The organism is Aromatoleum sp., assembly GCF_035254505.1.
GTDB lineage: Bacteria > Pseudomonadota > Gammaproteobacteria > Burkholderiales > Rhodocyclaceae > Aromatoleum.
Map to the genome: position 1 here is coordinate 85,194 of NZ_DATFAO010000051.1, position 23,632 is coordinate 108,825.

Genomic DNA, 23,632 nt, shown 5'->3' on the forward strand with positions numbered 1-23,632 from the left:
TCTCCTCTCGATCTCGTTATCAGGCGGCCTTGGCGGTCGCGGCTTGTCTTTCGGATTTCTTCTCGGCATGTGCGAGCAGCGCGTCGCGGAACCACTTGCCGTCGTCCCAGGCCTTCACACGGGTGCGCAGGCGGTCGCGGTTGCAGGGGCCGTTGCCGGCGACGACCTGGCGGAACTCCTCCCAGTCGATCGCGCCGAAGTCGTAGTGGCCGGTGTCCTCGTTCCACTTCAGGTCGGGATCGGGGATCGTCAGGCCCAGGTATTCGGCCTGCGGCACGGTCTGGTCGACAAACTTCTGGCGCAGCTCGTCGTTCGACAGGATCTTGATCTTCCACTGCATCGACTGAGCGCTATGCACCGAGTCGCTGTCCGGCGGCCCGAACATCATCAGCGCCGGCCACCACCAGCGGTTCAGCGCGTCCTGCGCCATCGCCTTCTGTTCCGGCGTGCCCTTCGCCATCGCCATCACGAGGTCGTAGCCCTGGCGCTGGTGGAAGGACTCCTCCTTGCACACGCGCACCATCGCCCGCGAATACGGACCGTAGGAACAGCGGCACAGCGGGATCTGGTTCATGATGGCCGCGCCGTCGACCAGCCAGCCGACCGTGCCGATGTCGGCCCAGTTGGTGGTGGGGTAATTGAAGATGCTGGAGTACTTGACCTTGCCCGACAGCAGGTCCGCATAGACCTGGTCGCGCGTCACGCCGAGCGTTTCCGCGGCGCTGTAGAGGTACAGCCCGTGGCCGGCCTCGTCCTGGATCTTCGCCAACAGGATCGCCTTGCGCTTGAGCGACGGGGCACGCGTCACCCAGTTGCCTTCGGGTAGCTGGCCGACGATTTCCGAATGCGCGTGCTGCGAGATCTGGCGGATCAGCGTGCGACGGTAGCCCTCGGGCATCCAGTCCTTCGCCTCGATCTTGATGCCCGCGTCGATCCGCTCCTGAAACGCGCGCTCCTCGGCCGACATCTCGTCGAGCCCCTGCACCCGCTTCATCCCTGTATCCACCATCTGGGCGTACATGTCCTTCCTCCTCTGTCCGGGTCCGTGCATCCGTCGCGAGACGTGATACGTTTTCCAGCGCGTCGTCTGTCTCTGATGACTCATGACATGAGCGCGTTGGAGTGAATCCTAGGGGAGCGGATCAGGGGTGACTGTCGGTGGGTTCTCGACGTCTTGTAGGAATTTTCTGATCGACGAAACGGGAAGGACGGTAGAACGAGAAAGCGCAATGCCACAAACACATGAGGGGAATGAGCAAGTGCTGGTGATACAAAAGCATTATCTACAGAAGCCGTACTTGTTTCAGATTCGGCGCGATCCCGGTCGTGAACCGTAGGCGCGGCTGCGTTTCCCTGTGGGTGGCGGCAAAGGGGGCACCGGCGCCCTGAATAGCGCTGGCAAGGAAAAAGTCGTACGGCAGTTTTTCGAACGCCGCGAGCGCCTCGACCCAGGCCGAACGAGACAGCCGACCGAGCTCGCTGCCAGCCGCCCACCCGGCATAGCCGCTGTTCAGGCGACAGCTTCGTTCCGGAACCTGTCGGTCCGCCAATGCGAGCTATTCGGTCAGAACGGCCGTTCAGGTTTCAACCTTCTGTACGGCTCTATTGCGCGCTAGTCCCGCCATTCGGCACACGGCGGTGCTGACTGACAGCTTTCGCTCAAGTCGGTTGGAGTGCCAACCTCAAGCGAACAAACGCACCTCAGAACGTTACTACTGTGGGAGAAATTTTCCTTGGATTTTCCAAGTAGTGGCTTGGTGGTCCTCAAACGATCCTCCTAAATCCAAGCCCGACTTACCTGCCATCACCTTGAGTCCCGCGTTAATCCCGAAGTCGTCTTCGTAATTCACAGTTAACGAAAATTCCGTCAGTCCAAAGTTGAGTCTTCCTTTGGCAATTGACTGCCAAGTAGGTTCGTGTGGATACCAAACTAGAGAATCCGGTAGCCGAGGCTGAGCGCTTCCTCGAAGATGTGCCTCATACAGCAATGATGAAGCGCTCGCCTGCTTACCGGATGCGTCTATCCCTGTCGTCATCTCTGGCATTGGAACCGACAGGTGCGCCGCGAACTCACGTGACCAGCCTCTGACATGTTCAACCCTAATTTCGGTAGCCCCCAAGCTCATCAGTAGTTCGATGGCTTCGGAGAATTTGTGTTCAAAAGCGAGTCGATGAAAGGTGGCGACAGTAAAATAAACAGAACTTGCCGCCGGGTGCGCAACATACAGAATCCCGTCACGTGGATGACCGGGCGGAAATGTCAACGTTTGAGCTTCGGTCTGACTTACCTGTGTGATATCCAGCCCGTTCTGACGGGCCTTTCCCCACGCGATTAACGTGTCGGCTCCATCAATAACCAAATCAACAAGCCTTGAACCGTTGAGAGCCCGAACAGCCATCTTCGCAACATCGTAGAAGTCGATGCCTTTCTTGGGCTCTCGTGCAGCAGCTTCCGCCGCTCTTGATGCAGCGACTACTTCATCAGGTGCGACGACGATCAGTTGATTGTTCATTCTTGTGCAGGGGCAAATGAAATTTTGCGGCGGAATCCACAGGTAAGTAGTGTCATGGAATAGCGCCCCAAGTTCAAGAGCCTATATGGCTAAGTTTACGGTTCGACTTCTTACCGCGAACACAGCGCCACAGTTTAAGTTAATGGTAATATACTGTGGGCATTGTTTTCTCGCGGAGCGGTGTGAAGTGACTTACTGTTTGGGCCTACGAACGGCTAGAGGTGTGTTTGTCGCTGCTGATAGCGCGATCAGCTCGTTATCATCGTCAAAGCTGGATCACGCCTTAGAGACTAAGACCGTCTTTGGTGAGCTTCAAGGAGATGTAGGGCAACATCCTTGGAGGCATGTGAACGAAAAGGGTTTAAAACTCGCCGTCGGTGCTAACTCCGTTGTCGGTTTCGCGGGAGACGTAGCTACCGCCCGCTCGCTGATCGCCGCATACTTTGTCGCGCGAGAAACAGGGAGTGGCGCACGTGATGGTGTTCGCCAAGCGCTAAACAGCGTATGTCCATGCACCGAGCAAAGCGAAGTGCTGTTTGGCTTCTATGAAGATAACGAACCGCGCCTGCTGCATGCCAATACCGCTCGAAACGCAATTTCAGAGGTCGAGGGATTGGTTCAGCTCGGAAGTGTTCCGCCCAGTCAACGCGAATGGACGGCCTCCTACGTCTCTGCATTTTTAGACTTGCTCAATCGATTTGGCCCTCACCCGCTTCACGCAGAACGAATCTTTACCCAGCTCGTCGCATTAATGCAGAGCTACAGCGTCCATGACTATCTGCTCCCGAGAGGGGTCGGTGGAGCGTTTGTCGCCGCTTGGGTCACACCCAGCGGCGCACGGTGGCAGGGTGATCATCTGTATGTGATTCACGACGCGGTTCCGAATCCTGCAGATATGATCATGTGTGCCACCATGGTCCGCGACGATGTTCTTTGCCTCGTAAACAACCAAACCGGGAACACCAAGCTAATCACATGGCCCCATCGAAGCGAAAGCGAACACGCGTTAACAACCAGAGTTGAGGCCGCGGGCAACAAAAGCCTAGGCACGTTCGACGACGCAGCCTTCGATTACTTCATCTCAATCAACAAGCACAAGCACGTCGTGACTGTCTTAGAAATGTGTGGTGAGCAACATACTGCGTTGGTCTCGCTATGTGCGCACGGCATCGACGGAAAACTGGGCGTGGTGTGGACTGAAGAACTGTTGCGGATTGTAAACACCATTGCCGGCATAGAGGCGCCAGAGCATTTGCATATGACTTTGGGCTTTCAACCGTTCATTGAGTTGAACCTAGAACATCAGCAGGAAAGAGAACAGTTCGCGTGGGAGAGCTTCGTCGACCAATCGATCTGAGCACCAACTTAACTCACTCGTCATGCAAGTGACGCTCGGCAGGCCGGTGCCGGCATGGTGAACGCTCGAAGCTGAGAGGTCTGAGTGAATCGCCCTATATCTGCTAAACGCTGTGTTACCAGAAACAGTGTTCTGATGACTGCTTAGCGTAGCGGTACCCGTTGCGTTTTCCGCTTCACCAAGCGACCGCTCCGGCGGTCAGCCTGCTCGTCGTCGCGATCACATCGACCGGCAATTCGTTCGCCGAAGGAGCGAGTCATTCGCCGTCGGAAGCGGCAATTCAGTAATGTCCGCTTCCATATGCGCCAAAATTTGAAGCTTTCGAAAATATCGGACGCCCTTGCTGAGCAAACTGAAATACCGCGTGCAGTGGCGCTGTCTTCGCTCTTGATACTGCTACAGCTTATTTCCTAATCAGAATCCACTCGGTTTTGTTGCCTTTAGGGATCATTTCGATAACAGAATCGTCCCGCAGCGCATAAAACACATTTTTCATTGCATTTTCTGATTTAATACCGGTTATTTCTCGTCCCTGTTTGTTGTTAATTTTTCCATTCTTTTCGAGGAATTCAATTACAAGCTCTTCTGGTTTTGCCAGAGATGTGTGCGGTATGGTAACAACTACCGTGTTTTGAGCCTCTTCAATTACCGGGTCTTTGAGCTTCCATTCTTTCATCTTCTGGAAAGCAGTATTAAGCCCTTCGCCCATGTCTTTGTTCGGTGGAGTCTTGTAACGCGCCAACGTCCGAACAATTTGCTTGTTTCTCGAGTAACGAACATCAAGGATATTCTCTACCGTCACAAATCCGGGCAAGCGCCCCGGGCTTTGGACTTCGATTCTATTATCAAAGATGCGAATATGAACATCATCGCCAATAGAGTAGTCCCTATGAATAATGGCGTTAACGACGATTTCCCATATTGCTTCAGGCGGGTAAGTTACCTTCTTGAGCCCATCCACTGTCCAAATGCTAATCTCGGACATAATTGCAGCAATTCTATTTACGACGCTCTGAATTAGCTGGTATGCGGGCCCTTCCAGCGATTCAGAGAAAGCAAGATGGTCTCTTTCTGGGTCATCATCCTTTGTTTCGTAACGGGTAATCCGTACACCGGAGCGCGTTGGAATTACCGCAGATGGATTCGGGGCGAACAGGACGAGTCCGCAGACTTTGGGATCCCATGTCTTCAGATCAATCAAATTCTCGTTGACCGAAAAATTCAATGCATCTGTCTTTGGCGAAAAATCGGACAGAAATGAGCGCATCTCATCGGACTCAACGATAAGTTCCGTTGGAACATTGTTTACCGCGGTGTCTTCGAAAGAAGCTAACCCTTTTGCGAACTTGAGGGCCACTAGATGCTCTGGATTCTTAATGGGGAGCGACTGGGCTCCTTTTCGCAAGAAAACTTCCTTTGAAGATGTTTGGTGAACTTGAGGACTCTTATCTATCGTTATAGCTAACACATAACCGGGGAGGTTTCTTGCAACCAAAAATTCCATGGCCGCCGGAACTTGAGGCGAAATTTCATGCAATGCCTGGAGCAATCCGTTGAAATCTTCAATTGAAGCAAGACCGCGCCAACGCTCCTCCGGCGTCGCCGTTGTCTTGTCATCTTCAATTCCGATCAATATATCGCCGCCATCGGCATTGGCCAGTGCCACTGCAATTTTCTGTAACGCTGCACCCGACAGTCGCGATGATTTTTTTGTCAAAGAAATGACTCTCCCCACGAATGAGAATGGAGATTGCTTCTTCCTTTTCCAAGGCTCGAGTAAGCATAACGGCGTTTCTCGGGTTTATCGTGAACTTTGAATCTTATCAGACTTAGGACTACCGAGTTGCCGCGAGCCGTGTCCGGTCTGAGTCGGAACCAGAGTATTTTTTCGCGAAGCAGTCCGCTTTCTCGTTTCCAGGATCTCCCTGCGAGAGTCCCGATTGGCCAAGGATGAGGCTGTCAGCCGAAGACCCGATTGGCATTTCAATCCAGCAACCCGTTCCGCATCGCGTACTGCACAAGCTCCGCGTTGCTCGCAAGCCCGAGCTTCTCAAGGATGCGCACGCGGTAGGTGCTAACGGTCTTCACCGACAGGCACATCTGCACGCCGACGTCCGTCAGCGACATGCCGCGCACGATCTTCATCATCACCTGCATTTCGCGCGCCGTGAGCTTTTCGTGCGGGGCCCCCTCGCGTGCCTTGTCCATCTGCATCAGCAGATTCGCCGCACTGCGCGGCGAGACGTAACGCCCTCCCCCGACCACGTGCCGGATCGCCGCCAGCAGCTCCTGCGGCTCCACGTCCTTCGACAGGTAGGCGTTCGCGCGGGCGCGCAGCGCGAGCACGGCGTACTGCTCCTCCGGGTACATCGACAGCATGATCACTGGCAGGTCCGGGCGCTCCGCGCGGATCGATTCGAGGGTGTCGAGTCCGCTGCGGCCGGCCATGTTGATGTCCATGATCACGACGTCGAACTTGCCCGCGCGGATCTTCGCGAGCGCACTCGCCCCGTCGCTCGCCTCGTCCGCGACGTGGAGATCCCCTTCGTCCGACATCATCCGCTTCAGACCGGAGCGGAAGATCGTATGGTCATCAACGATCAGCAGTTCGATCATTGCTTCGTCGCCCCATGTAGCCCGGTACTGCGAGAAGCACGACCGTACCACCGCCGGCGCGTGCATTGACATATAGCGATCCGCCTATGGTGCGGGCGCGTTCGGCCATGCTCAGCATGCCGATCGACCCTTCCCGCATCGAGGAACGGTCGATCCCCTTCCCGTCGTCACGAACCTGCATCTCGAAGCGGCCGTCCCGGTTGTGCACGCAGACCTCAACGGTTGCCGCGTCTGCGTGCCGCCCGATGTTCGTCAGCGCCTCCTGGAACACCCGGAAGCATTCGGTGGCCGTTTCCATGGACAGCGCGGGTTCGCCTCCCTCCACAGTGAATCCGACCACGATTTCATTACGACGGCCGAAGGCTTCGAGCTCACTGCGCATCGCGGCGACGAGACCGAGCGTGTCGAGCATCCGTGGTCGCAGTTCGTCCGAAATCTGTCGGGCGGTATCGATCGTATCCTGGATCAGCGGGAGGAGGTCTTCCGTGATCTCGCGGATCTCGGCCAGTGCGGGATCGGAAACCCGCCGCTGGATGCGGAAGACGTCGAGCTTGATCGAGCTGAGCATCCCGCCCAGGACGTCGTGCACCTCGCGCGCCAATTGGCCTCGCAGCTCTTCGCGCGAGCTGTTGAGATAGGACGCCAGCTCCCGCAGCCGTCGGCGCGAACGCTGGAGATCCTGATCCCGGCGGACCCGCTCGCTGACATCGATCACGACCCCGGCCAATGCGGGCTGACCGTGGTAGTCGACCCGGGCGCCGTGCACCTCGATGTGGACCGTGTGGCCATCCCGATGCTTGCAGTGCGTGAAATAACGGATCGACGGCACGCCCTCCTGAACGCGAAGGCGGTAGTACTCCATCGCCTCGCCGACAAAATCCGGAAGCACGAGGTCGCGGATCGAGGTGCCGACGAACTCGTCCCGCGTGTAGCCGAACATCTCGGCAAAGGTGGCATTCACATACTGGAAGCGTTCGTCGAAGACCAGATACACGCCCGCCAGGGACTGCTCGATGATTCCCTGGAAAGGGATGTCGCGGAATTCGATGGGGGGGCGGTCAGGAGGTGCCATGAGGCTATCCAAGCATTCCTGCCGACCGACGTCAATGGACGGCCCAGCCGTCGGGGGACAGGCGTGCCCTTCCCGTCCCCCGCCCTGGCGCAATCGAAGCCTCAGCTCTTCATCACCTTTAGCGTCTGGATCGACGTGTACTCCTCCAGGCCGTAACGCCCGAACTCGACCCCCAGGCCCGACTGCTTCACGCCGCCGAAAGGCGCATCGGGCTGAATCGCGCCGTGCTCATTGACCCAGGCGGTGCCGCATTCGAGCTGCAGCGCGAGCGCCGCGGCCTTCGCACGGTCCTTCGACCAGATCGAGCCGCCGAGACCGTTCTCGTTGGCGTTGGCGCGCGCGATGACTTCGTCGATGTCCGAGTAGCGGATCACCGGCAGCACCGGCCCGAACTGCTCCTCGTCGACGACGCGCATGCCGTCCTTCGCGTCGGCGATCACGGTCGGTTCGTAGAAGTAGCCGTTGCCCGCCCTCGCCTTGCCGCCCGAGAGGATGCGCGCACCGTTCGCGCGGGCGTCTTCGACGAGTTCATTCACGAAGTCGAGCTGGGCGCGGTTCTGCACCGGGCCGAGCTGGGTGCCTTCGGCGAGGCCGTCGCCGACGACGGTGTGGCGGGCGATGCGGGCGAGCTCGGTGACGACTTCCTCGTAAATGGAGTCATGCACATAGAGGCGCTTGAGGCAGGCGCAGGTCTGGCCGTTGTTGTGGAAGCCGACGCCGAAGAGCTTCGGCGCAACCACCTTCGGGTCGACGTCCGGCAGCACGATCCCGGCGTCGTTGCCGCCGAGTTCCAGCGTGAGCCGCTTCAGGTTGCCGGCGGCGTTCTGCATGATGTTCTTGCCGGTCGGCGTCGAGCCCGTGAAGACGATCTTGTTGATGTCCGGGTGCTTGGCGATCGCCGAGCCGACGCCGCTCTCGCCGGTGACGATGTTGAGCACGCCCGGCGGCAGGATGCGGTTGGCGAGCTCGGCAAAGCGCAGCGTCGCCGTCGGCGTCAGGCCAGAGGGTTTCATGACGACCGTGTTGCCCGCGCGCAGCGCCGGGATCACGTGCCAGATCGCGATCATCAGCGGCCAGTTCCACGGCGTGATCGACGCGACGACGCCGAGCGGCTTGCGATGCACTTCGATGCGCGCCTCGTCGTTGTCCTGAATCACTTCGACCGGCAGTTCGAGGTCCGCCGTGACGTGCGTCCACGCGATCGCGCCGCCCACTTCCATGCCCGAGCCGATGCCATTGAGGCCGCCGAGCGGCTTGCCGCTTTCCTTGGTCACGAGCTCCATCAGCGCCGGCATGTCCTCTTCGAGCGCCACGCCCAGCGCGTGCAGCAGATCCTGACGATGCTTGTCGGACGTGCGGCTCCAGGCCGGGAAAGCCGCACGGGCGGCGGCGACCGCGGCGTCGACATGGGTCGCGTTGCCGGCCTGCACCTGGGCGAAGGCTTGCCCGGTCGCGGGGTTGATGACGTCAAACGTACCACCAGCCTTCACCGGCTGGCCGTTGATGATCATGTCGAATACTTGCATTGCGTCTCCTCGCTTCGTTTTTCGAATGTCTTGCCGAGTCCTGCACATCGCCTCAAGGCGCGTGCGGGAAGAGTACGGGCGCGCTCGCGGAAGGCGTTAGCCGAAATCGGCATCCGCGACGCTGCCTTTCAGGCGCATGTCATTGTGGCGGCACGATGCCGGCGCGTGAAAAAAGGGCCACATGGGTCGGGTCCGTGGCGACCCCGGCCGTGAGCGACAGGCGGTCGGGACGCTGACGCGCTTCGAAGCTGGAACCGGCGTCGCGGCTTTCGAGCGTCACGCCGTCGAGCCCGACCGCCAGCACCCGGTCCGCGAGCGGGAGGATCGATGTGATCGAACTCTGCGTACCGGTGTCGACCTTGTGCCAACTGTCTCCGCCGTCGGTACTGCGATAGAGGCTGCCGCGCAGGCCGGCGATCAACAAGGTGCCGTCGGGTAGGGACGTACCGCTCCAGAAGGAGCCCCGATAGCCGGTGGCCTGATAGGCCCACGTCTGCCCGTGGTCGTTGGAGCGCAGTACCGTGCCGCGCTCACCGACGACGAAGAGCGCGCCACGTCGATCCGCAAAGACGTGCATCAGGTTGCGGTCGGCGCGCGTGTCGTTGGGCGGGGGCGGCAGGCTGACCTTGTCCCAGGTCTTGCCGCCGTCCGCCGTCCTGAGCAGCAAGGACCAGAGCCCGACCGCGGTGCCGTGCTGCGCATCGCTGAAATGCACGGCGAAGAGCGGCCGATCCTCGGAGGTCTCCACGCGCTGACTGGTCCAGGTTTCTCCGCCGTCGTCGGTGTGCAGGATCACGCCCCAGTGGCCGACCGCCCAGCCGTTGCGCTCGTCGGCGAACGACACGCCGGTCAGCGTCGCATTCACCGGCACTTTGGCCGCCTGCCGCCAACTGCCTCCCTGGTCGTCCGACAGCAGCACGACGCCCCGATCCCCCACCGCGACGAGGCGCTGCCCCGCCTGCGTGGCTGCGAGGATCATCGATCGACTCGCCGACGCAGAGCGTTCGGCCGCGCGCGGCACGACCCCTGCACCTTCCGCCGCCCATGCCGGCAGAGTCACCGCGGACGCGGCGATGGCGATCCCCGTTGCCCCGAGCAGCATGCGATATTTCTTCATCATCACGTCTCTCCGCTCAGTGCGCCAGGATGCCGGGCGCACGCACGGCTCCGCGACGGGGGAACAGTCTTTCGAGCCAGACCGCGAGTGCCGGCAGTGCCGTCATCGCCATCACCATGTTCACCATGAACATGAAGGCGAGCAGCTTGCCCATGTCGGCCTGGAACTTGAGCTCCGAGAACATCCATGTCGCGACACCGACCGCGAGCGTGATCGCGGTGAAGATCGTCGCGGTGCCGACTTCGAGGATCGCGTGTTCGATCGCCTTCACGATGTTCTGCCCCTGCGCGAGGTGCAGTTGCAGGCGGTTATAGATGTAGAACGCGTAATCGACGCCGATCCCGACCGCCAGCACCATCACCGGCAGCGTCGCGACAGTCAGCCCGATCTCCAGCTCCTTCATGAACCAGTAGCCGATGAAGGTGCCGACCGTCAGCGGCAGGCAGCACGCGATCACGGCGCGGAAGTCGCGATATACGAGCGCCACGAGGATCACGATCGCCGCGTACACGTAGAGCATCATAGGCAGCTCCGATTTGTGCACTTCCTCGTTCACCGCCGCCTGCACGCCGGCGTTGCCCGAAGCCAGGCGAATGCTGATCCCCTCCTCCCGATCGCGATCGCGGAAGGCCTTGACCTCGTGGATCACGCGCTCGATCGTCGTCGCCTTGTGGTCGGTCAGGAACAGGTGCACCGCGGTCATGCTGCAGTCCTTGTTCATGAAGCCGCGCACGCGCCCGATCTCGGTCGCGAGCGACGCGTAGTTGCCCGGATCGATCGGCACGACCGACATCTTCGGATTGCCTTCGTTGTAGCCCTCGTTATAGGTGCGCAGCTGCCCCGAGAACGACAGCGCCGACAGCACGCCCGGCACGTACTGCATCGCCGCGACGAAGCGATCCTGATAGAGGCCCACCGAGACGTTCTCGCAGGACTCCGGCGGCGCCTCGAAGATCACCGACAGCCAGTCGAGCCCCGTGTCGTAACTGCCCGAGATCGCCACCGCATCGCGATTGAACCGTGCTTCGGGCCGCAGCTCCGGTGCGCCGGGTTGCACCGTGCCGACGACGCGGTCGCTGCTCTGCCAGACAGCCAATGCGAACACGACCGCCGTGAGGCCGATCACGACCGCCGCGTTGCGCGGCTCGGCGACTCGTGCCAACACGCGCAGCCAGGTCGAGCGACGCTCGCGCTTGAGCATCGCCCGGTCGGCGTAGTCCTTCGTGAAATGGCACATGGATGCGGCGAGCGGCAGCATCACGAGGTTCGTGACGATCTTGTAGCCGACGCCCAACGACGCGGTGATCGCGAGCTCGCGCACCATCGGAATCGGGATCAGCACCAGCGTGACGAAAGAGACGAAGGCCGTGACGAGCGCCAGCGTGCCGGGGATCAGCAGTCCGGTGAAGCTCGCGCGGGCGGCGTCCTCCGTCGTCCTGCCGTGCGAGAGCTCCCGCACGATGAAGTTGATCTGCTGCACGCCGTGCGAGACGCCGATCGCGAAGACGAGGAAGGGCACCAGCACGGCCAGCGGATCGAGGCCGTAACCGAGCAGTTTCAGCGTCCCGAACTGCCAGACCAGCGAGGTCAGCGAGCACGCAATCGGCAACAGCGTGAAGCGCACCGACTGGCAGTACCAGTAAACCGCGAGCGCTGTCAGCAGCAGCGCAATCGCGCAGAACTCCAGCACGGCAGATGCACCGTCGGCGATGTCCCCGATCTGTTTCGCGAAGCCGATGATCTGGATCTCGAAATCGCCGTCCTCGAACTTGCTGCGCAGCTGCTCTTCGAGGATGTGGTTGTAGGCGACATAGTCGATGCGATGGCCGTCACGGTCGTGCTCGAGCAGTTCGACGACGATCATCGCGCTCGTCTGATCGCGGGCGACGAGGGTTCCGACGAAGCCACCCTGGCTCGCCGCGCGCTGGATCGACGCGATGACGTCGGCCGTCAGGTCCTTCGGCGTGATCGTTCCGGCGATCAGCGGATCGGCCCGGAAGCCTTCCTCGGTGATCTCGTTGACGAAGGAATTCGGCGTCCATAACGATTGCACGCCCAGCCGGTCGACGTTCGGCAGAAAGCTCACCGCCTGCGTCACCTCATACAGGCGGCCGAGCGCTGCCGGCGTCCAGATCGTGCCTTTGCGCGCCTTGACGACGATGTTCAGCCGGTTGGCGCCGAGCACGTCGTCGCGGTACTGGTTGAAGGTCTGGATGTATTCGTGGCCGACCGGCATCTGTTTTTCGAAGCCGGCATCCATGCGCAACTGCAGCGCAAACCAGCCCATGACGGTGGTGAATAATCCGAGCAGGAGGAGGATGCTGCGACGATGCCGGAAGCAGACCGCCTCCAGCCGCCGCAGACTGCGCGTGAGAAAGCCATCGACCTCGTCGACGCTGAGTGGATTCAACATGATCTTGTAGTCGTCAGAAATTTCGCGAAATGAAGCCACCGATGAAGTCGCGGTCGCGGAAGGGAGAGCTGACCGGCATGTCGCCGCCCCAGAACTTCGTGTAGTCGATGCCCGCCTGCCAGGTCGCCGGATTGCGGTTGAACAACACGTAGAAGTTCGCCGACTTCGCGCCTTCCATCCAATTCGCCATGAAGTTCGGGGTATTGCCCTTCACCGCATGCGACAGGAATACGCCGGGGATCACCTGCCAGCCGGGAATCAGCGTGCTGTCGTAGGTCAGGCTGAAATCGAACATGTAGCCCCAGGACAACTCGTCGCCGACACCCTTGAAGGCGCCGTTGGAGTCGAGGTAGGTCCACGCCCCCGCCGCCGGCAACTGCTGATACGTCACGCCATTGCGGCTGCGGGTGAAGACCTTGTTCGAATTCACACCGGGATAGGCGATCGCGACCGCCTCGCCGAGAAAGGTGCCGGTCTGCGCGCCGACGAGATCGAGGAACCACCCGTGGTCGCTCGGCGTGAGGCTGAGGATGCCGGTCAGATGGAACTGATAGCGTTCCTTGTCGATCGACCCGTTGCATTGGTCGACGGCCGCCAGCCCCCCGGTGGCCGGGTCGAGACAGACACTCGTCGACACGGCGTCCTTCGGGCGATAGGACAGCTCCGCGCCGACCGCCCAGTTCCCGATCGACGTGTTCGCGCTGAGGCCATACAGCTCGCGATCCTCAAGGAAGTACACCTTGGTCGTGTTCTGCGCGTTCCAGTACTGGAAGTTCGGCGTCTTGTCGTGGAAGCGCTGGTAATACACGCCGAAGTCGGTGTCCCAGCCCTCGGGCCGGATCTTCAGCGACACGCCGTACTGGCCGCCGTTCCGCGGGTCGATGTCCTTCCCGACGCGCATCGCCTCGCCGGAAGCGAGCATCCCTGCCCGTGCCGCCTGCAGCGACTGACCAAAGAGCGGATCGCCGGGGGTACGGATGCGGCTCGCGGCATCCGGCGTGAAATACAGCAGATTGTCGCGTCCCTTGTCGAAGGTGTCGCCCATCGAGAAGTAGGTGCCCGACGGCGGGAACTCGTACTGTTTCCACTGAAACTGGTAGTAGGCCTCCAAGTTCACACCACGGCCGAGACCGCTCGCGACGCTCACCATCGGAGACGGCAGAAAGGCCTCCTTCAACTGCACGCCGGGCGAGGACAGCCGCTGCAGGTCCATCGCGACGTTGGAATTGATGCCGCCGACCATGAAGAGGCTCTCGCCCCAGCTCACGACCTGGTTGCCGAGGCGCACCCTCCCCCGCTGGTCGCCGACGTTGAATTCCTTGCTGACCCAGAAGTCATAGAGGCGCGCATAGCGCCCGACCGCGCGTTTCGCCTCGCTGTCGAGATCGGTGCGCTGGGTGTCGTCCGCGACGAAGTCGTAGAGCCAACCGACGCGCCCCATAAACTTCCACTCGTCGGGGAAGCTCAGCAGCAGTTCGTGCGAGCCCTTCAGGTGGGTCGTGAAGAAATCGCCCTTGTTGTAGTTCAGGTTGCCGTCGTCGGCGTTGCCCCACTGCACGGTGTTGGCCCGTGCGCCACAGCCCGTGGATGGGTCGCCGATGTGGTCGCAACGCTGGCTTTCGACGCGCTGGCCGAAGCCGAGCGTCAGGGTCGAATCGAAAGATCCCTTGATGGAACCGGTCTCGAACTGGAAGGCGTGCGCCGCCGGGGCACAGAGGCTCGCCAGGGCGAGGCTCGACACCGTGCGCTTCAGTTGCATGCTCATCTTTCTTCCTCGAAAGGATCCCCGGCGACTGCGGCCCTTGCCCCAGTCGCTGCGGAGGAATGTCGGAATTGCCCCTAAAGGCGGAAGAGTCAGCGGTCGCTGATCGCGCGGAGGTTATCCGGCGTGTAGAAGTCGTCGCGGTACTTGGGATCGTTCGGCTCGGTCGCCCACATCATGTCCTGGCCGGCCCCGAGCGATGCCTGGTCGTACAGCACGCGCCCCGAGGCAAGGTCGTACTGGACAAAGGCGGGGTTGTCGCAGGCGCCGGTTTCGGCGACCGGGATCAGGAAGCTCTCGCGGACCTTCCAGAGCTTGCCTTGCGCGTCGTAGTCCTCCGCGGCCATCAAGCCCCACGAGTCTTCATCGACATAGAAGCGGCGCTTCGGCGCGACGTGGCGCACGCCCTCCTTCACCGTGGCCTCGACGACCCACACGCGGTGCAGCTCGTAGCGCGTCGCCTTCGAATCGACGCCGTCGGGCGTGACGACCTTGCGACGATCCGCGGCAGGGTCGTACATGCCGAAGGCGTTGTACGCGACGTACATCTCCTTCTTGCCGACGAGCTTCCAGTCGAAGCGGTCCGCGGTGCCGTTGAAGACGCGCGGCTCGTCCATCGTGTACTGGTTTTCGAAGCCGATCTGCGGGGCGTCATAGGCATAGCTGGGCATGCGGCGGACGCGGCGCTGACCGGGGAAGTAGTAGAAGGTGTCGCTCGCCTTGCTGGTGTAGGAGGTCACGAGCAACGCCTGGCCGGCCAATGCCGTTGGCGATGCGTAGGCGAAATAGGTGTTGTATTCGACGGGCGGCAGCTCAGAGAGCTTGTGCGAGCCTTTACGGCCCCACGGGTAGTAGTAGCTCTGCGTCGATTTGGCCTCGATCCAGTCGCCACCGCTCGCGCGCGGCGACAGCATCGTCCATTGCGAAGGCATCGTGACGCCCACGCCCGCGTACTTCATCTTGGCGTTCCACAATACCTCGATGCCGCTCTTCGGCACCGGGAACGGAACCCCGGGGACCATCGCCTCGGCCAGGCTCCAGCCGTCGCTGCCGATCTTCGCTGCAGCGGCGTTCTTCTTCGTGTTCTCCTGGACAAAGTCCGGCGCCGAGCAGTGGCGGCGGGTCGGATAGACGTCGAGCCGGTAGTTCTTCAGCGTCTTCAGCAGGGCATGCTGTCCTTCGCTGAGCTTGTCGGCATATTTCTCGGCGTTCGACGCGTCGATCGTGAAAAGCGGCTTGTCGTCGCGATACTTGAAGAACTGCACGCGCGGTTTGCCGTAGGTCCAGCCGGGGTTGAGGGCGCCGCCGTCCTGCCAGGCGGGAATCGCGTTGTCCTTGTTGGCGGCCTTGTCGCCGCCCAGCGGGGTCAGGTCCTTGCCGAGGTGCTCGGCGTCCTGCGTCGCTGCAATCGCGCCACTCGCCAGCAAGGCCAGCGTGAGCGCACTCAGGGTGTTGAATCGGTTCATCTTTGTCTCCTCCGCATCTTCGTGCGTACTTGTCGTTTTGGTCGGACGCCTTGGCGCCCGCGAGTCGGGCTTACATGCTGCCCATCGTGTAGCTCTCGGCGACGACGCGCCAACCGGCCGGGGTCTTCTTCCACACGAACAGGGCGCGCACCTGATAGTCCGCCGCCGCGGCGTCGGCGGGACTGCACTGGTAGGTGACGAAGGAATAGCCGAGGTCGGCCGATGCCTGGCGCGCAGCGTCCGGCCGGATCGTGCAACTACGGGTGTCCTTCACGATGCCGTTCACGACCGGCCGCAGCGCGTCATGCCCGCGCAGCGCCTCCTTCGAGCCTTCGCCGACGACGACCGCTTCGGGGCTGTAGAACTCCGTCAGCCAACGGGCGCCGTCGCGCGCCTTGATCGTCCCTTCGACCGCGCGGTAACGCTGCTCCACCGCCTTGCCGAAGTCCTGCTGACCGGCTGCGTGCGCGCCGGTTGCCACGCTGAACGCCGCGAACATTGCGGCGATGGTCCTGCTCTTCATGCTGAGTCTCTCCTTGGATGTGCGGGATTCGAGGCGGGCCATCAATGCAGCCCCTTCAGCGCGTCGATGACTTCCTGGCGGGCCGCCGGATCCTTCAGGCCGGCGAAGGCCATCTTGGTGCCGGGGGCGTACGCCTGCGGCGCTTCGAGCCATCGGTGCAGCGTCTCCTCGGTCCAGACGCCGCCGAGGTTGCGCAGGGCCTTCGAGTACACGTAGCCCGCTGCGCCGGCGACAGGACTGCCGAACACGCCGTTCAGGTTGGGACCGACCGCGTGGGCCGCACCCTTTTCAACCGTGTGACACGCGACGCATTGTGCAAACACGCCTGAGGCCGCCTGCGCCCAGACTGCCGATGCGCCACTCAGCGCGAGAAGCGCCAGTACGGCACGGGAAATTGCTCTTGCCTTCATGTGACCCCCTCACGCGTTCTGGCGCAGCGCGGCCGCGACGCTTTGCGCCACTTGCAAGCCGGATTCGATCGCGCCGTCGATGAAACCGCGCCATCCGGAGGCGATGTCGGAGCCCGCAAAGAAGAGACGCTCCTCCCGCGCCCTGAGGTCGTGCATGTAGCGGCTGAACTGCCGCGGCTTGTAGGTGCACCACGTGCCGAGCGAGTACGGGTCGAGGTGCCAGTCGTAGGCCAGGACATCGGTGACCGAGACGTCGGGCAGGAACTTGCGGATGAAGGGCTCGACGGATTTCGGGTCGTGGACGTCGAAACCTTGCGCGGCCGGGACGCCGAAGCCGATCAGCGTGCCGCCATCCTTGCCTTCGTGATCGGTGAAGATGAGGTTCAAGGGCTCCGAGTCCGGGGCCAGCATCATCACCGAGCCCAGCTCGCCCTTGACCTTGATGTACACCTTGTGACCGGCCCCGGCATGATGCTCGCGCGCCATCGCCTGCTTGCCCGCGAGCAATGCCGGCTGGAAGTCGATGGCGTTCACCGTGTTCACCGGCACCGCCATCACGACGAAGCGGGTATCGATCCTTTCACCCGACTCCGTCGTAATGCTGACCCCGGTGCTGCTCTGCTTCACTTCGGACACCGCCGTCGACAGGCGCACCTCGAAGCCCCCGTCCGCGACCATGCGCTCGATCAGCCCCGAGGTCCCGTCCTTCAGCTTGTAGTGCGCACAGGCATCGAATAGCCGCATCAGATCGCGATCGGCGAGCGTCCACCAGCGCAGCATTTCGGTGTACGCGCCTTCGCCCGTGCGGTTGTGGCAGTTCGTCGCCATCAGGCCGCCGAGCAGGTCGCGCCGCAGCGGCGGCAGATCGAGCTGCTTCATGCGGTCCGCGATCGACATGCCGTCGAGCTTCGCGCCCTCTTCCGACAGGTAAGGCAGGTAAGGCCGCGCGAAGACCTTTTCGGAGCCTTCATGGAAGCGGTTGTTCGCGTCGACGAGAAGCTTCAGGCTCTCGTCGATCGGCACCTCCTGGACCTTGCCGCCGGACATCCACATCACGCGCTGCGGATTGGCGGCTCCCGGCGTTTCGGCGAGATCCAGGTTGTAGCGCATGATCTCGGCCCACACGTGCGGCTGCGACCAATGCACCCAGGTGCCGCCCAGCTCCACTTTCTTGTCGCCGAAGCGGGTGTAGAACGTTCGGCCGCCGAGCCGGTTGCGCGCTTCGAGCAACAGCACGCGGGCTCCGGCATGTGCGAGCTCGCGGGCCGCCGTGACACCTGCAAAGCCCCCGCCAATGACGACCACGTCCGGCTTGCCGCCTGTTGTCGCTGCGACCGAGCTGCCAACGGGCAACAGCGAACCCGCTGCGGCCGCGGACGCGACCTTGAAGAAATTCCGTCTGGATCCGGCGTTCGAAGCCGATGCGGGACTACCGTCGACGTCGGTCGGACGGCCGAAAAATGGCTTGCCCATCGAATTTTGTCTCCTCTATCGGGACTCGCGCATGGATGCGCATCAGCCCGTTTTTGTCGCTCGCTCGTTGGCGAGTCGTGATGAGGAGACTAAAGAGGGACGTTCAGATGGAGGTATCCGCTATCGGCACAAAATTGATGCTGCGTCGCAGCAATCCTTGAGCCGCATCACGCTATCAATCGTCGGCAGTGGGCCTGATCAGATTGCACCCGTAATCGCGCTGTCGCGTTTCAGAAGGCAGTTCACCGAACAAGGCACGGTAGTATTCGGCGAAACGGGGCAAGTGCCAGAATCCCCAACGCGCAGCGATATTTGCGATCGATTCGGAGGAGTTCTTGGCGAGACGCCGAATCTCACGACGCACTGCATTCAGGCGAACGTTGCGAAGGAACTGCACAGCGCCCATCCCGGTGAGATCCTCAAAGGCGTACTGGAGCGAGCGTCGAGAGACACGGAACAACTGGCACAAGTCGGCGATATTGAGCGGGTCCTGCGGGTGATCGAGCGCATATTCGCGCACGGAACGCACAATCCACGCCTTGGCGCTCGGATGAAGGCTCCAGGCGAGCTTCCGCGTACCTGGATCGAGCGTTTCAACCGCGATCGCGAGTACACAGTCGCGCATCGCCTTCCGGCTCGCCTCGATGCTAAGCAGGTCGGGGTGGCGTTCGACAGCTTGAACGATTTCCGTGAGCGCACGACGAAATCTCGCGGCCTCCTGCGGCCGCTGACGGATCAAGGGCTGACGGAAAAGCTTCTCCGAGAGCTGTGGCGAATCGGCCGAAGCAAAGCCTTGCAGCAACTGCTCGGATATCGTGGCCGACACCATGTCCATGGTGCCACGACAGAAGATTTCGAACTCTCCGCCACCGGGAAGGTAGGTCACCGCACCGTCGTCTAGAGGCACGCCGTAGTAAAGGCCCGCGCCGCCGTTCGCAATCGGCGCACCGAAGGACACCACACCGTCGATGTTGCAACCGGAGGTCCAGACCGATCGACTGCCGGCCTCCCGCAAGATCTCGAGGCCCTCGTCGATCCAGATCTCCCTGATCTGCCCTTCGAAGCGCCCGGGCGAAAGTTGCTCGTAGACGACGTTCCAAGCCTCCAACCCCGCCCCGAATTCAGTCACGTCCTCGACGTGGGCAAGACGAAGCCCGCCGGGGGACAAAGTAGTTGAAGAGACCTGTACGTTCATCGTTGTTGCGAATAACGTCGGCGAATCAGGACTGAAGGGAAAAACAGATCCATCGTACGCCCAACACGCACCGCGCAACAACCCATTCTAGAGGCTGCTCCTCTCTGCAATCCCAACAACTCGACGGCGGAGTCGCATCCCCGCAGCACCATCCTGACCAAAGCGCATACAACAACACCGGCTCGGGGCCGGTGTCATATGGATACTTGATCTATACACCCAGCCCTATTTCTTTCCTGGCAGTTCGAGATCCTTTGAGGTAACACCCGGAAGGTTCTTGATGATCGCTCCAGAAGAAACATTTACAACTTCCCCATAATCCCATTCCGAAAATGAAGCCATCGCGCCGCTGCTGCGCATGGTGTCAAAATTCAACGTGATCGCCGACACGACATGCATGACCTTCTCCACCCAGACAATCATATAGAAATTATCTTCAAATTTTATGATTCTGGAGTAGTCCGTATCCGCCAACCCTTTTTCATTGCCAGATACGCAATGCCATGAGAAATTGTTGTTGTCGTGATAGATGTGCTCATAGGCATCATTCGCACTGTATTGGTAAAGCTTACGTTTCCCGACCAAATCCTTGCTGTCAAGGTCGTGGCGCGCAGTGTTCTTGCTCATTGGCACCCCAATGCTGGCATTTAGGATTTGTACGCGAGAAGCAGCGAGAGGCAATTTTTTTGATGAACGCTGATACATCGACAGCTGGTCATCCTTTTCTTTCGGGAAATGTCCTAGCACCGCGGTTGCAATACTGCGCCTTGTATCCAGTACAAGGGCCACCATCTTCGCTTGGTTGGATCCCGTAATAAATTCCACATAGTAATAACCGTCTTTCGGGTTCGTGGCGATATACTCACTGTAGCCGGAGGCTCCCTTCTCCGGCCCGGCGATCACCTTCCATTGCAGAACTCTATCGCTGACAAAATCGTGTTCAACTGCAAAACCGCCTTCGCCGTCGCCAAAATAGAGCGTTATCTTCTTTCCGCTCAGTGAGTTTATTTGCGGCAGATTGTATTCACTAAAACCTTTGGCCATGTCTCCAATGGTAATGTACTCATTGGCCATTTCATTTGGATTATCGACGGCCGCACCTGCCATTCCGGCAGAAGCACCTGCCATAACCAGCATCGCCCGAAGAATTAATTTAAGCACTCTCATTGTTCGCTCACTTTCAGCGTTGAAATTTTGTAAGGGTGAAAGATCCCCGCAATGCACCCGGGTGCCGCCCAACTCGACAGCGCCTATGCACCGGCATGAGTCAGTTCACGCGCGGCCGTCACACCGGCAAAGTCGCCAGAGATGACAAACAAGGTCCGGTTTGCCGCTGCCTGCCGCGGCCGCGGGCGCGACCTCGAGAAAATTTCGTCTGGCTCCGGCATTCGAAGCCGTCGCAGCGCTGCCGCCGACATCGGTCGACCGGCCGAGAAATGGCTTGCCCATTGAATTTTGTCTCCTCTATCGGGGCTCTCGCTTGGATGCATCAGCCCATTCTTGTCGCTCGCTCGTCGGCGAGTCGTGATGAGGAGACTAAAGAGACAAGGTCAGGGAGCGGTATCCGCTATCAGCAGGAAATTCGTGCTGCATCGCAGCAAAACATATCGGCGCGCGGATCGGGACGGAATCCCGCATCTCCTTCCGGCTCGCCTCGCAGTTCTGGATGAGTCGGTGCTGGCCAAGGCTCAGCGCGGCGAGGTGATCGTCATCGATGTGCGGCCCGACAGCGAGTTCGCCGCCGGCCATCTGCCAATGCCCGGTCCCTGCCGCTTGTTGGAGAGGCGCTGGCCGAGTTGCCACGGGATCGCGCCATCGCCTATGGCCGGGGGCCGTTCTGCCTGATGTCCGACGAGGCCGTGAAACTCCTCCGGACGCGAGGCTACACCGCCTTCAAAATCACCGACGGCGTCACCGTTTGGGCGGCCAGCGGCCTGCCAATCGAGGCGCTGCCGCCGGCAAATTAGCGCATGGAAGCGGCCGCGATCCGCCTCGGGCTGCGCTTTGGCCGGGGAGCGGGCGTTCTGGTCGACGTTCTTCAAACCGACCGGCTCCTTCCCGAAGACAGGAGAGCCGGCAGCGGTCGCGTGGCGTGGCGCTTTTCGGCTCCCGCGGGGCAAGACTTTGCTTACTTACGGTGAGCGGTACTGCTGGCGAGTGCGTCGTCCACAAGTTTCTTGAGCTGCTCCGCACCGAAGCTCGGCAGCGGCTTCCCATTGACGAAGAACTCGGGCGTCTGCGTCACGTTCAAGGTCCGGGCGTCCGCCAGATCTTGCTCGATCAGCCGGGCGATCTGCGGGTCGGTCACGTCGAACGCCATTTGCTCCATGTTGAGGCCCAGACCCTCGATGGCTTTCCAGGCGAAGTCGACGCGAGCCGTGTGCTGGACGACCCATTGTTCTTGCGATGCGAACAACGTCTCGAGCGCGGGCCAAAGCTTTCCCTGACGCCGTGCGGCTTCGAGAACGGCAACGACTTTATCCGACCCGTTGTGGAAGGGCGCGTAGCGCATCACGAGCCTGATCCTGTCGGGATTCGCCGCCATCATCTGCTTTACGAGCGGATAGAACTCGCGGCAGGTTTCGCAGGCGGGGTCCAGGAATTCGACGATCACGACCGGGGCGTCGGCAGGGCCGAGGGTGGGCGCATGGTCGCGCATGAGCGAGGCCATATTCGCCGCGGCACGGTCTGCCGCCGTCTTTTCCTGCTGCGCCGAGTAGAACCACACAGCTCCGATGAAAGCGAGCACGAGCGCCGTCAAGCTTGCCAGGAAAACCGTCTTCTTATTCATTAGAACTCCGCAATTGGGCTGCCGCCAGCAGTGCGACGACGACAGAGAACGCCACGACCGACAGCAGCGGAATGGTCAGGAAACCGAACCAGGAAATCACCGTCTGCGAACAGGGCACGCCTTGCACGCAGGGCTTGATGCTCTCTGGCACGACGCCCGCAACAAGCAGTTGATGAAACAGCGCCACGAGTGCGCCGGGGACGGCCAGGACCAGTCCGTAGCGGATCACTTTGCGGTCGAAAGGAAACAGGCCGAGCGGCAGGATCAGTGCAAGCGGGAACATGAAGATCCGCTGGTACCAGCACAGAACACAGGTGGGCAGATGCATGACCTCGCCGAAGAACAAGGCACCGAGCGTGGAGACCGTGGCGATCAGCCAGGCCGCAAACACCAGACCCCAGGCTCGCTGCTCTCCGAATCCGCCTGCCGCTTCAGTCATCATTCCTCCCCTTTTCGCGTTCTTGCTCGCCACGCCGGCGGCGCGGACTATACCAACTTGACCTTGTCGTGGCGACAGGGCCGGAGATGCCATCCAGGTTGAGCGGCCATTCGCATAAAAATGACGAGTGGCGGACGTCGCAACAAGGAATGCGCGCTGGCCGGGAAGGCACGCATGGCCGGGCTTTTCGCGCTGGCATGCAAGGCGTGCGACGACGTACTCGACGCCGACGCAGTCGCAGTGCGAACATTCGTAAGCTGCAACCCAAGCTATCCGGAGCCGAGCAATGCTAGAGCACTTCCAGTGGATCCCCTTCCTGCTTGCGATCACCCTGCTGACGATGACGCCGGGAGTCGACACCTTCATGGTGATCCGTAACGCGGCTCGCGGTGGCTGGCGCGATGGCTTCCTGACGAGCTTCGGCATCTGCTGCGGTCTCTTCGTCCACGCGACGATTTCCGCGGCGGGCTTGTCGGTGATCCTGCTCGGCTCGGCCCAGGCCTTCATCGCGCTGAAGCTCGCCGGCGCGCTTTATCTGGCCTGGCTGGGCTTTCAGAGTCTGAAGTCGGCGTGGCAAGCCAAGGGCATGAACATTCCCGACGTGGCGGCCAAGGCGGTCAGCCCCTGGGTGTCCTTGCGCGAAGGCTTCCTGTCGAACGTGCTCAACCCGAAGCCGATCGTCTTCTACATGGCCTTCCTGCCTCAGTTCATCGACCCGGCGCAATCGCCGCTGGGCCAATCGCTGTTCATGGCGGGTCTGCACTTCACCATCGCAAACGTCTGGCAGGGGCTGCTCGTCGTGCTCGTAAACCGGGCGCGCCTGTGGTTGGCGCAGCCTCGCGTCGCGCGCAGCCTCGACGGCATCGCGGGCGTGATGCTGCTCGGCTTCGGGGCGAAGCTCGCATCCAGCCAGTAGCGACTTCCCGACGGGATGCCCGGGGCGTACCATTGGCATGAGC

20 protein-coding genes are annotated in these 23,632 nt (G+C 61.1%); 2 read left to right on the plus strand and 18 right to left on the minus strand.

Annotated features, from left to right (window positions below):
- Positions 1–19: 19 nt before the first annotated feature.
- Both paaA and VJ673_RS09340 read right to left on the minus strand, forming a co-directional pair.
- The gene (gene paaA, locus VJ673_RS09335; RefSeq protein ID WP_324125806.1) at positions 20–1,021 is read right to left on the minus strand and encodes a 1,2-phenylacetyl-CoA epoxidase subunit PaaA; all 1,002 of its coding nucleotides are present in this window, start codon (positions 1,019–1,021) and stop codon (positions 20–22) included.
- A 691-nt stretch (positions 1,022–1,712) separates the two neighbouring features.
- The gene (locus tag VJ673_RS09340) at positions 1,713–2,513 is read right to left on the minus strand and encodes a hypothetical protein (RefSeq protein WP_324125807.1); all 801 of its coding nucleotides are present in this window, start codon (positions 2,511–2,513) and stop codon (positions 1,713–1,715) included.
- A 346-nt stretch (positions 2,514–2,859) separates the two neighbouring features.
- Between VJ673_RS09340 and VJ673_RS09345 the strand changes: the two genes are divergently transcribed.
- Entirely contained in the window at positions 2,860–3,870 is a 1,011-nt protein-coding gene (locus VJ673_RS09345) for a hypothetical protein (RefSeq protein ID WP_324125808.1), read from the plus strand.
- Between the two features lie 403 nt (positions 3,871–4,273).
- On the opposite strand, the gene VJ673_RS09350 is transcribed toward VJ673_RS09345, so the two are convergent.
- The 16 genes from VJ673_RS09350 to VJ673_RS09425 all read right to left on the minus strand — a co-directional run bounded on the left by VJ673_RS09350 (position 4,274) and on the right by VJ673_RS09425 (position 22,673).
- The gene (locus VJ673_RS09350) at positions 4,274–5,605 is read right to left on the minus strand and encodes an RNA/DNA-binding domain-containing protein (RefSeq protein WP_324125809.1); all 1,332 of its coding nucleotides are present in this window, start codon (positions 5,603–5,605) and stop codon (positions 4,274–4,276) included.
- Between the two features lie 248 nt (positions 5,606–5,853).
- On the minus strand, positions 5,854–6,486 hold the full coding sequence (locus tag VJ673_RS09355) for a response regulator transcription factor (protein ID WP_324125810.1): 633 nt from the start codon (positions 6,484–6,486) through the stop codon (positions 5,854–5,856).
- Positions 6,464–7,558 (minus strand): PAS domain-containing sensor histidine kinase, encoded by a 1,095-nt coding sequence (locus VJ673_RS09360; RefSeq protein WP_324125811.1) that lies wholly within the window; start codon positions 7,556–7,558, stop codon positions 6,464–6,466. The genes VJ673_RS09355 and VJ673_RS09360 overlap by 23 nt, the downstream gene beginning before the upstream one ends.
- Positions 7,559–7,659: 101 nt before the next feature.
- Positions 7,660–9,084: an aldehyde dehydrogenase family protein gene (locus VJ673_RS09365; protein ID WP_324125813.1), complete on the minus strand. Its 1,425-nt coding sequence runs from the start codon at positions 9,082–9,084 to the stop codon at positions 7,660–7,662.
- A 139-nt stretch (positions 9,085–9,223) separates the two neighbouring features.
- On the minus strand, positions 9,224–10,204 hold the full coding sequence (locus tag VJ673_RS09370; protein ID WP_324125814.1) for a WD40/YVTN/BNR-like repeat-containing protein: 981 nt from the start codon (positions 10,202–10,204) through the stop codon (positions 9,224–9,226).
- A gap of 13 nt (positions 10,205–10,217) precedes the next feature.
- Entirely contained in the window at positions 10,218–12,614 is a 2,397-nt protein-coding gene (locus tag VJ673_RS09375) for an efflux RND transporter permease subunit (RefSeq protein ID WP_324125815.1), read from the minus strand.
- 13 nt (positions 12,615–12,627) lie between these two features.
- Complete coding sequence (locus VJ673_RS09380; RefSeq protein WP_324125816.1) at positions 12,628–14,379, minus strand: DUF1302 domain-containing protein; 1,752 nt, start codon at positions 14,377–14,379, stop codon at positions 12,628–12,630.
- A gap of 89 nt (positions 14,380–14,468) precedes the next feature.
- Entirely contained in the window at positions 14,469–15,842 is a 1,374-nt protein-coding gene (locus VJ673_RS09385) for a DUF1329 domain-containing protein (RefSeq protein ID WP_324125817.1), read from the minus strand.
- Positions 15,843–15,912: 70 nt separating this feature from the next.
- Complete coding sequence (locus tag VJ673_RS09390; RefSeq protein ID WP_324125818.1) at positions 15,913–16,365, minus strand: nuclear transport factor 2 family protein; 453 nt, start codon at positions 16,363–16,365, stop codon at positions 15,913–15,915.
- 41 nt (positions 16,366–16,406) lie between these two features.
- Positions 16,407–16,775 carry a c-type cytochrome gene (locus tag VJ673_RS09395; RefSeq protein ID WP_324125819.1) on the minus strand — a complete coding sequence of 123 codons (369 nt, stop codon included), beginning with the start codon at positions 16,773–16,775 and terminating at the stop codon, positions 16,407–16,409.
- A 9-nt stretch (positions 16,776–16,784) separates the two neighbouring features.
- Positions 16,785–18,248 (minus strand): flavin monoamine oxidase family protein, encoded by a 1,464-nt coding sequence (locus VJ673_RS09400; RefSeq protein WP_324125820.1) that lies wholly within the window; start codon positions 18,246–18,248, stop codon positions 16,785–16,787.
- 175 nt (positions 18,249–18,423) lie between these two features.
- On the minus strand, positions 18,424–19,443 hold the full coding sequence (locus tag VJ673_RS09405; RefSeq protein ID WP_324125821.1) for a helix-turn-helix domain-containing protein: 1,020 nt from the start codon (positions 19,441–19,443) through the stop codon (positions 18,424–18,426).
- 225 nt (positions 19,444–19,668) lie between these two features.
- Entirely contained in the window at positions 19,669–20,682 is a 1,014-nt protein-coding gene (locus VJ673_RS09410) for a MoaF C-terminal domain-containing protein (RefSeq protein WP_324125822.1), read from the minus strand.
- 449 nt (positions 20,683–21,131) lie between these two features.
- Positions 21,132–21,485 (minus strand): hypothetical protein, encoded by a 354-nt coding sequence (locus tag VJ673_RS09415; RefSeq protein WP_324125823.1) that lies wholly within the window; start codon positions 21,483–21,485, stop codon positions 21,132–21,134.
- An 86-nt stretch (positions 21,486–21,571) separates the two neighbouring features.
- The gene (locus tag VJ673_RS09420; RefSeq protein WP_324125824.1) at positions 21,572–22,204 is read right to left on the minus strand and encodes a DsbA family protein; all 633 of its coding nucleotides are present in this window, start codon (positions 22,202–22,204) and stop codon (positions 21,572–21,574) included.
- Between the two features lie 22 nt (positions 22,205–22,226).
- Positions 22,227–22,673, minus strand: coding sequence for a disulfide bond formation protein B (locus tag VJ673_RS09425; RefSeq protein ID WP_324125825.1), 447 nt, complete (start codon positions 22,671–22,673; stop codon positions 22,227–22,229).
- A gap of 286 nt (positions 22,674–22,959) precedes the next feature.
- On the opposite strand from VJ673_RS09425, the gene VJ673_RS09430 reads away from it, so the two are divergent.
- The gene (locus VJ673_RS09430; protein ID WP_324125826.1) at positions 22,960–23,589 is read left to right on the plus strand and encodes a LysE family translocator; all 630 of its coding nucleotides are present in this window, start codon (positions 22,960–22,962) and stop codon (positions 23,587–23,589) included.
- The last annotated feature ends 43 nt before the right edge of the window (positions 23,590–23,632 follow it).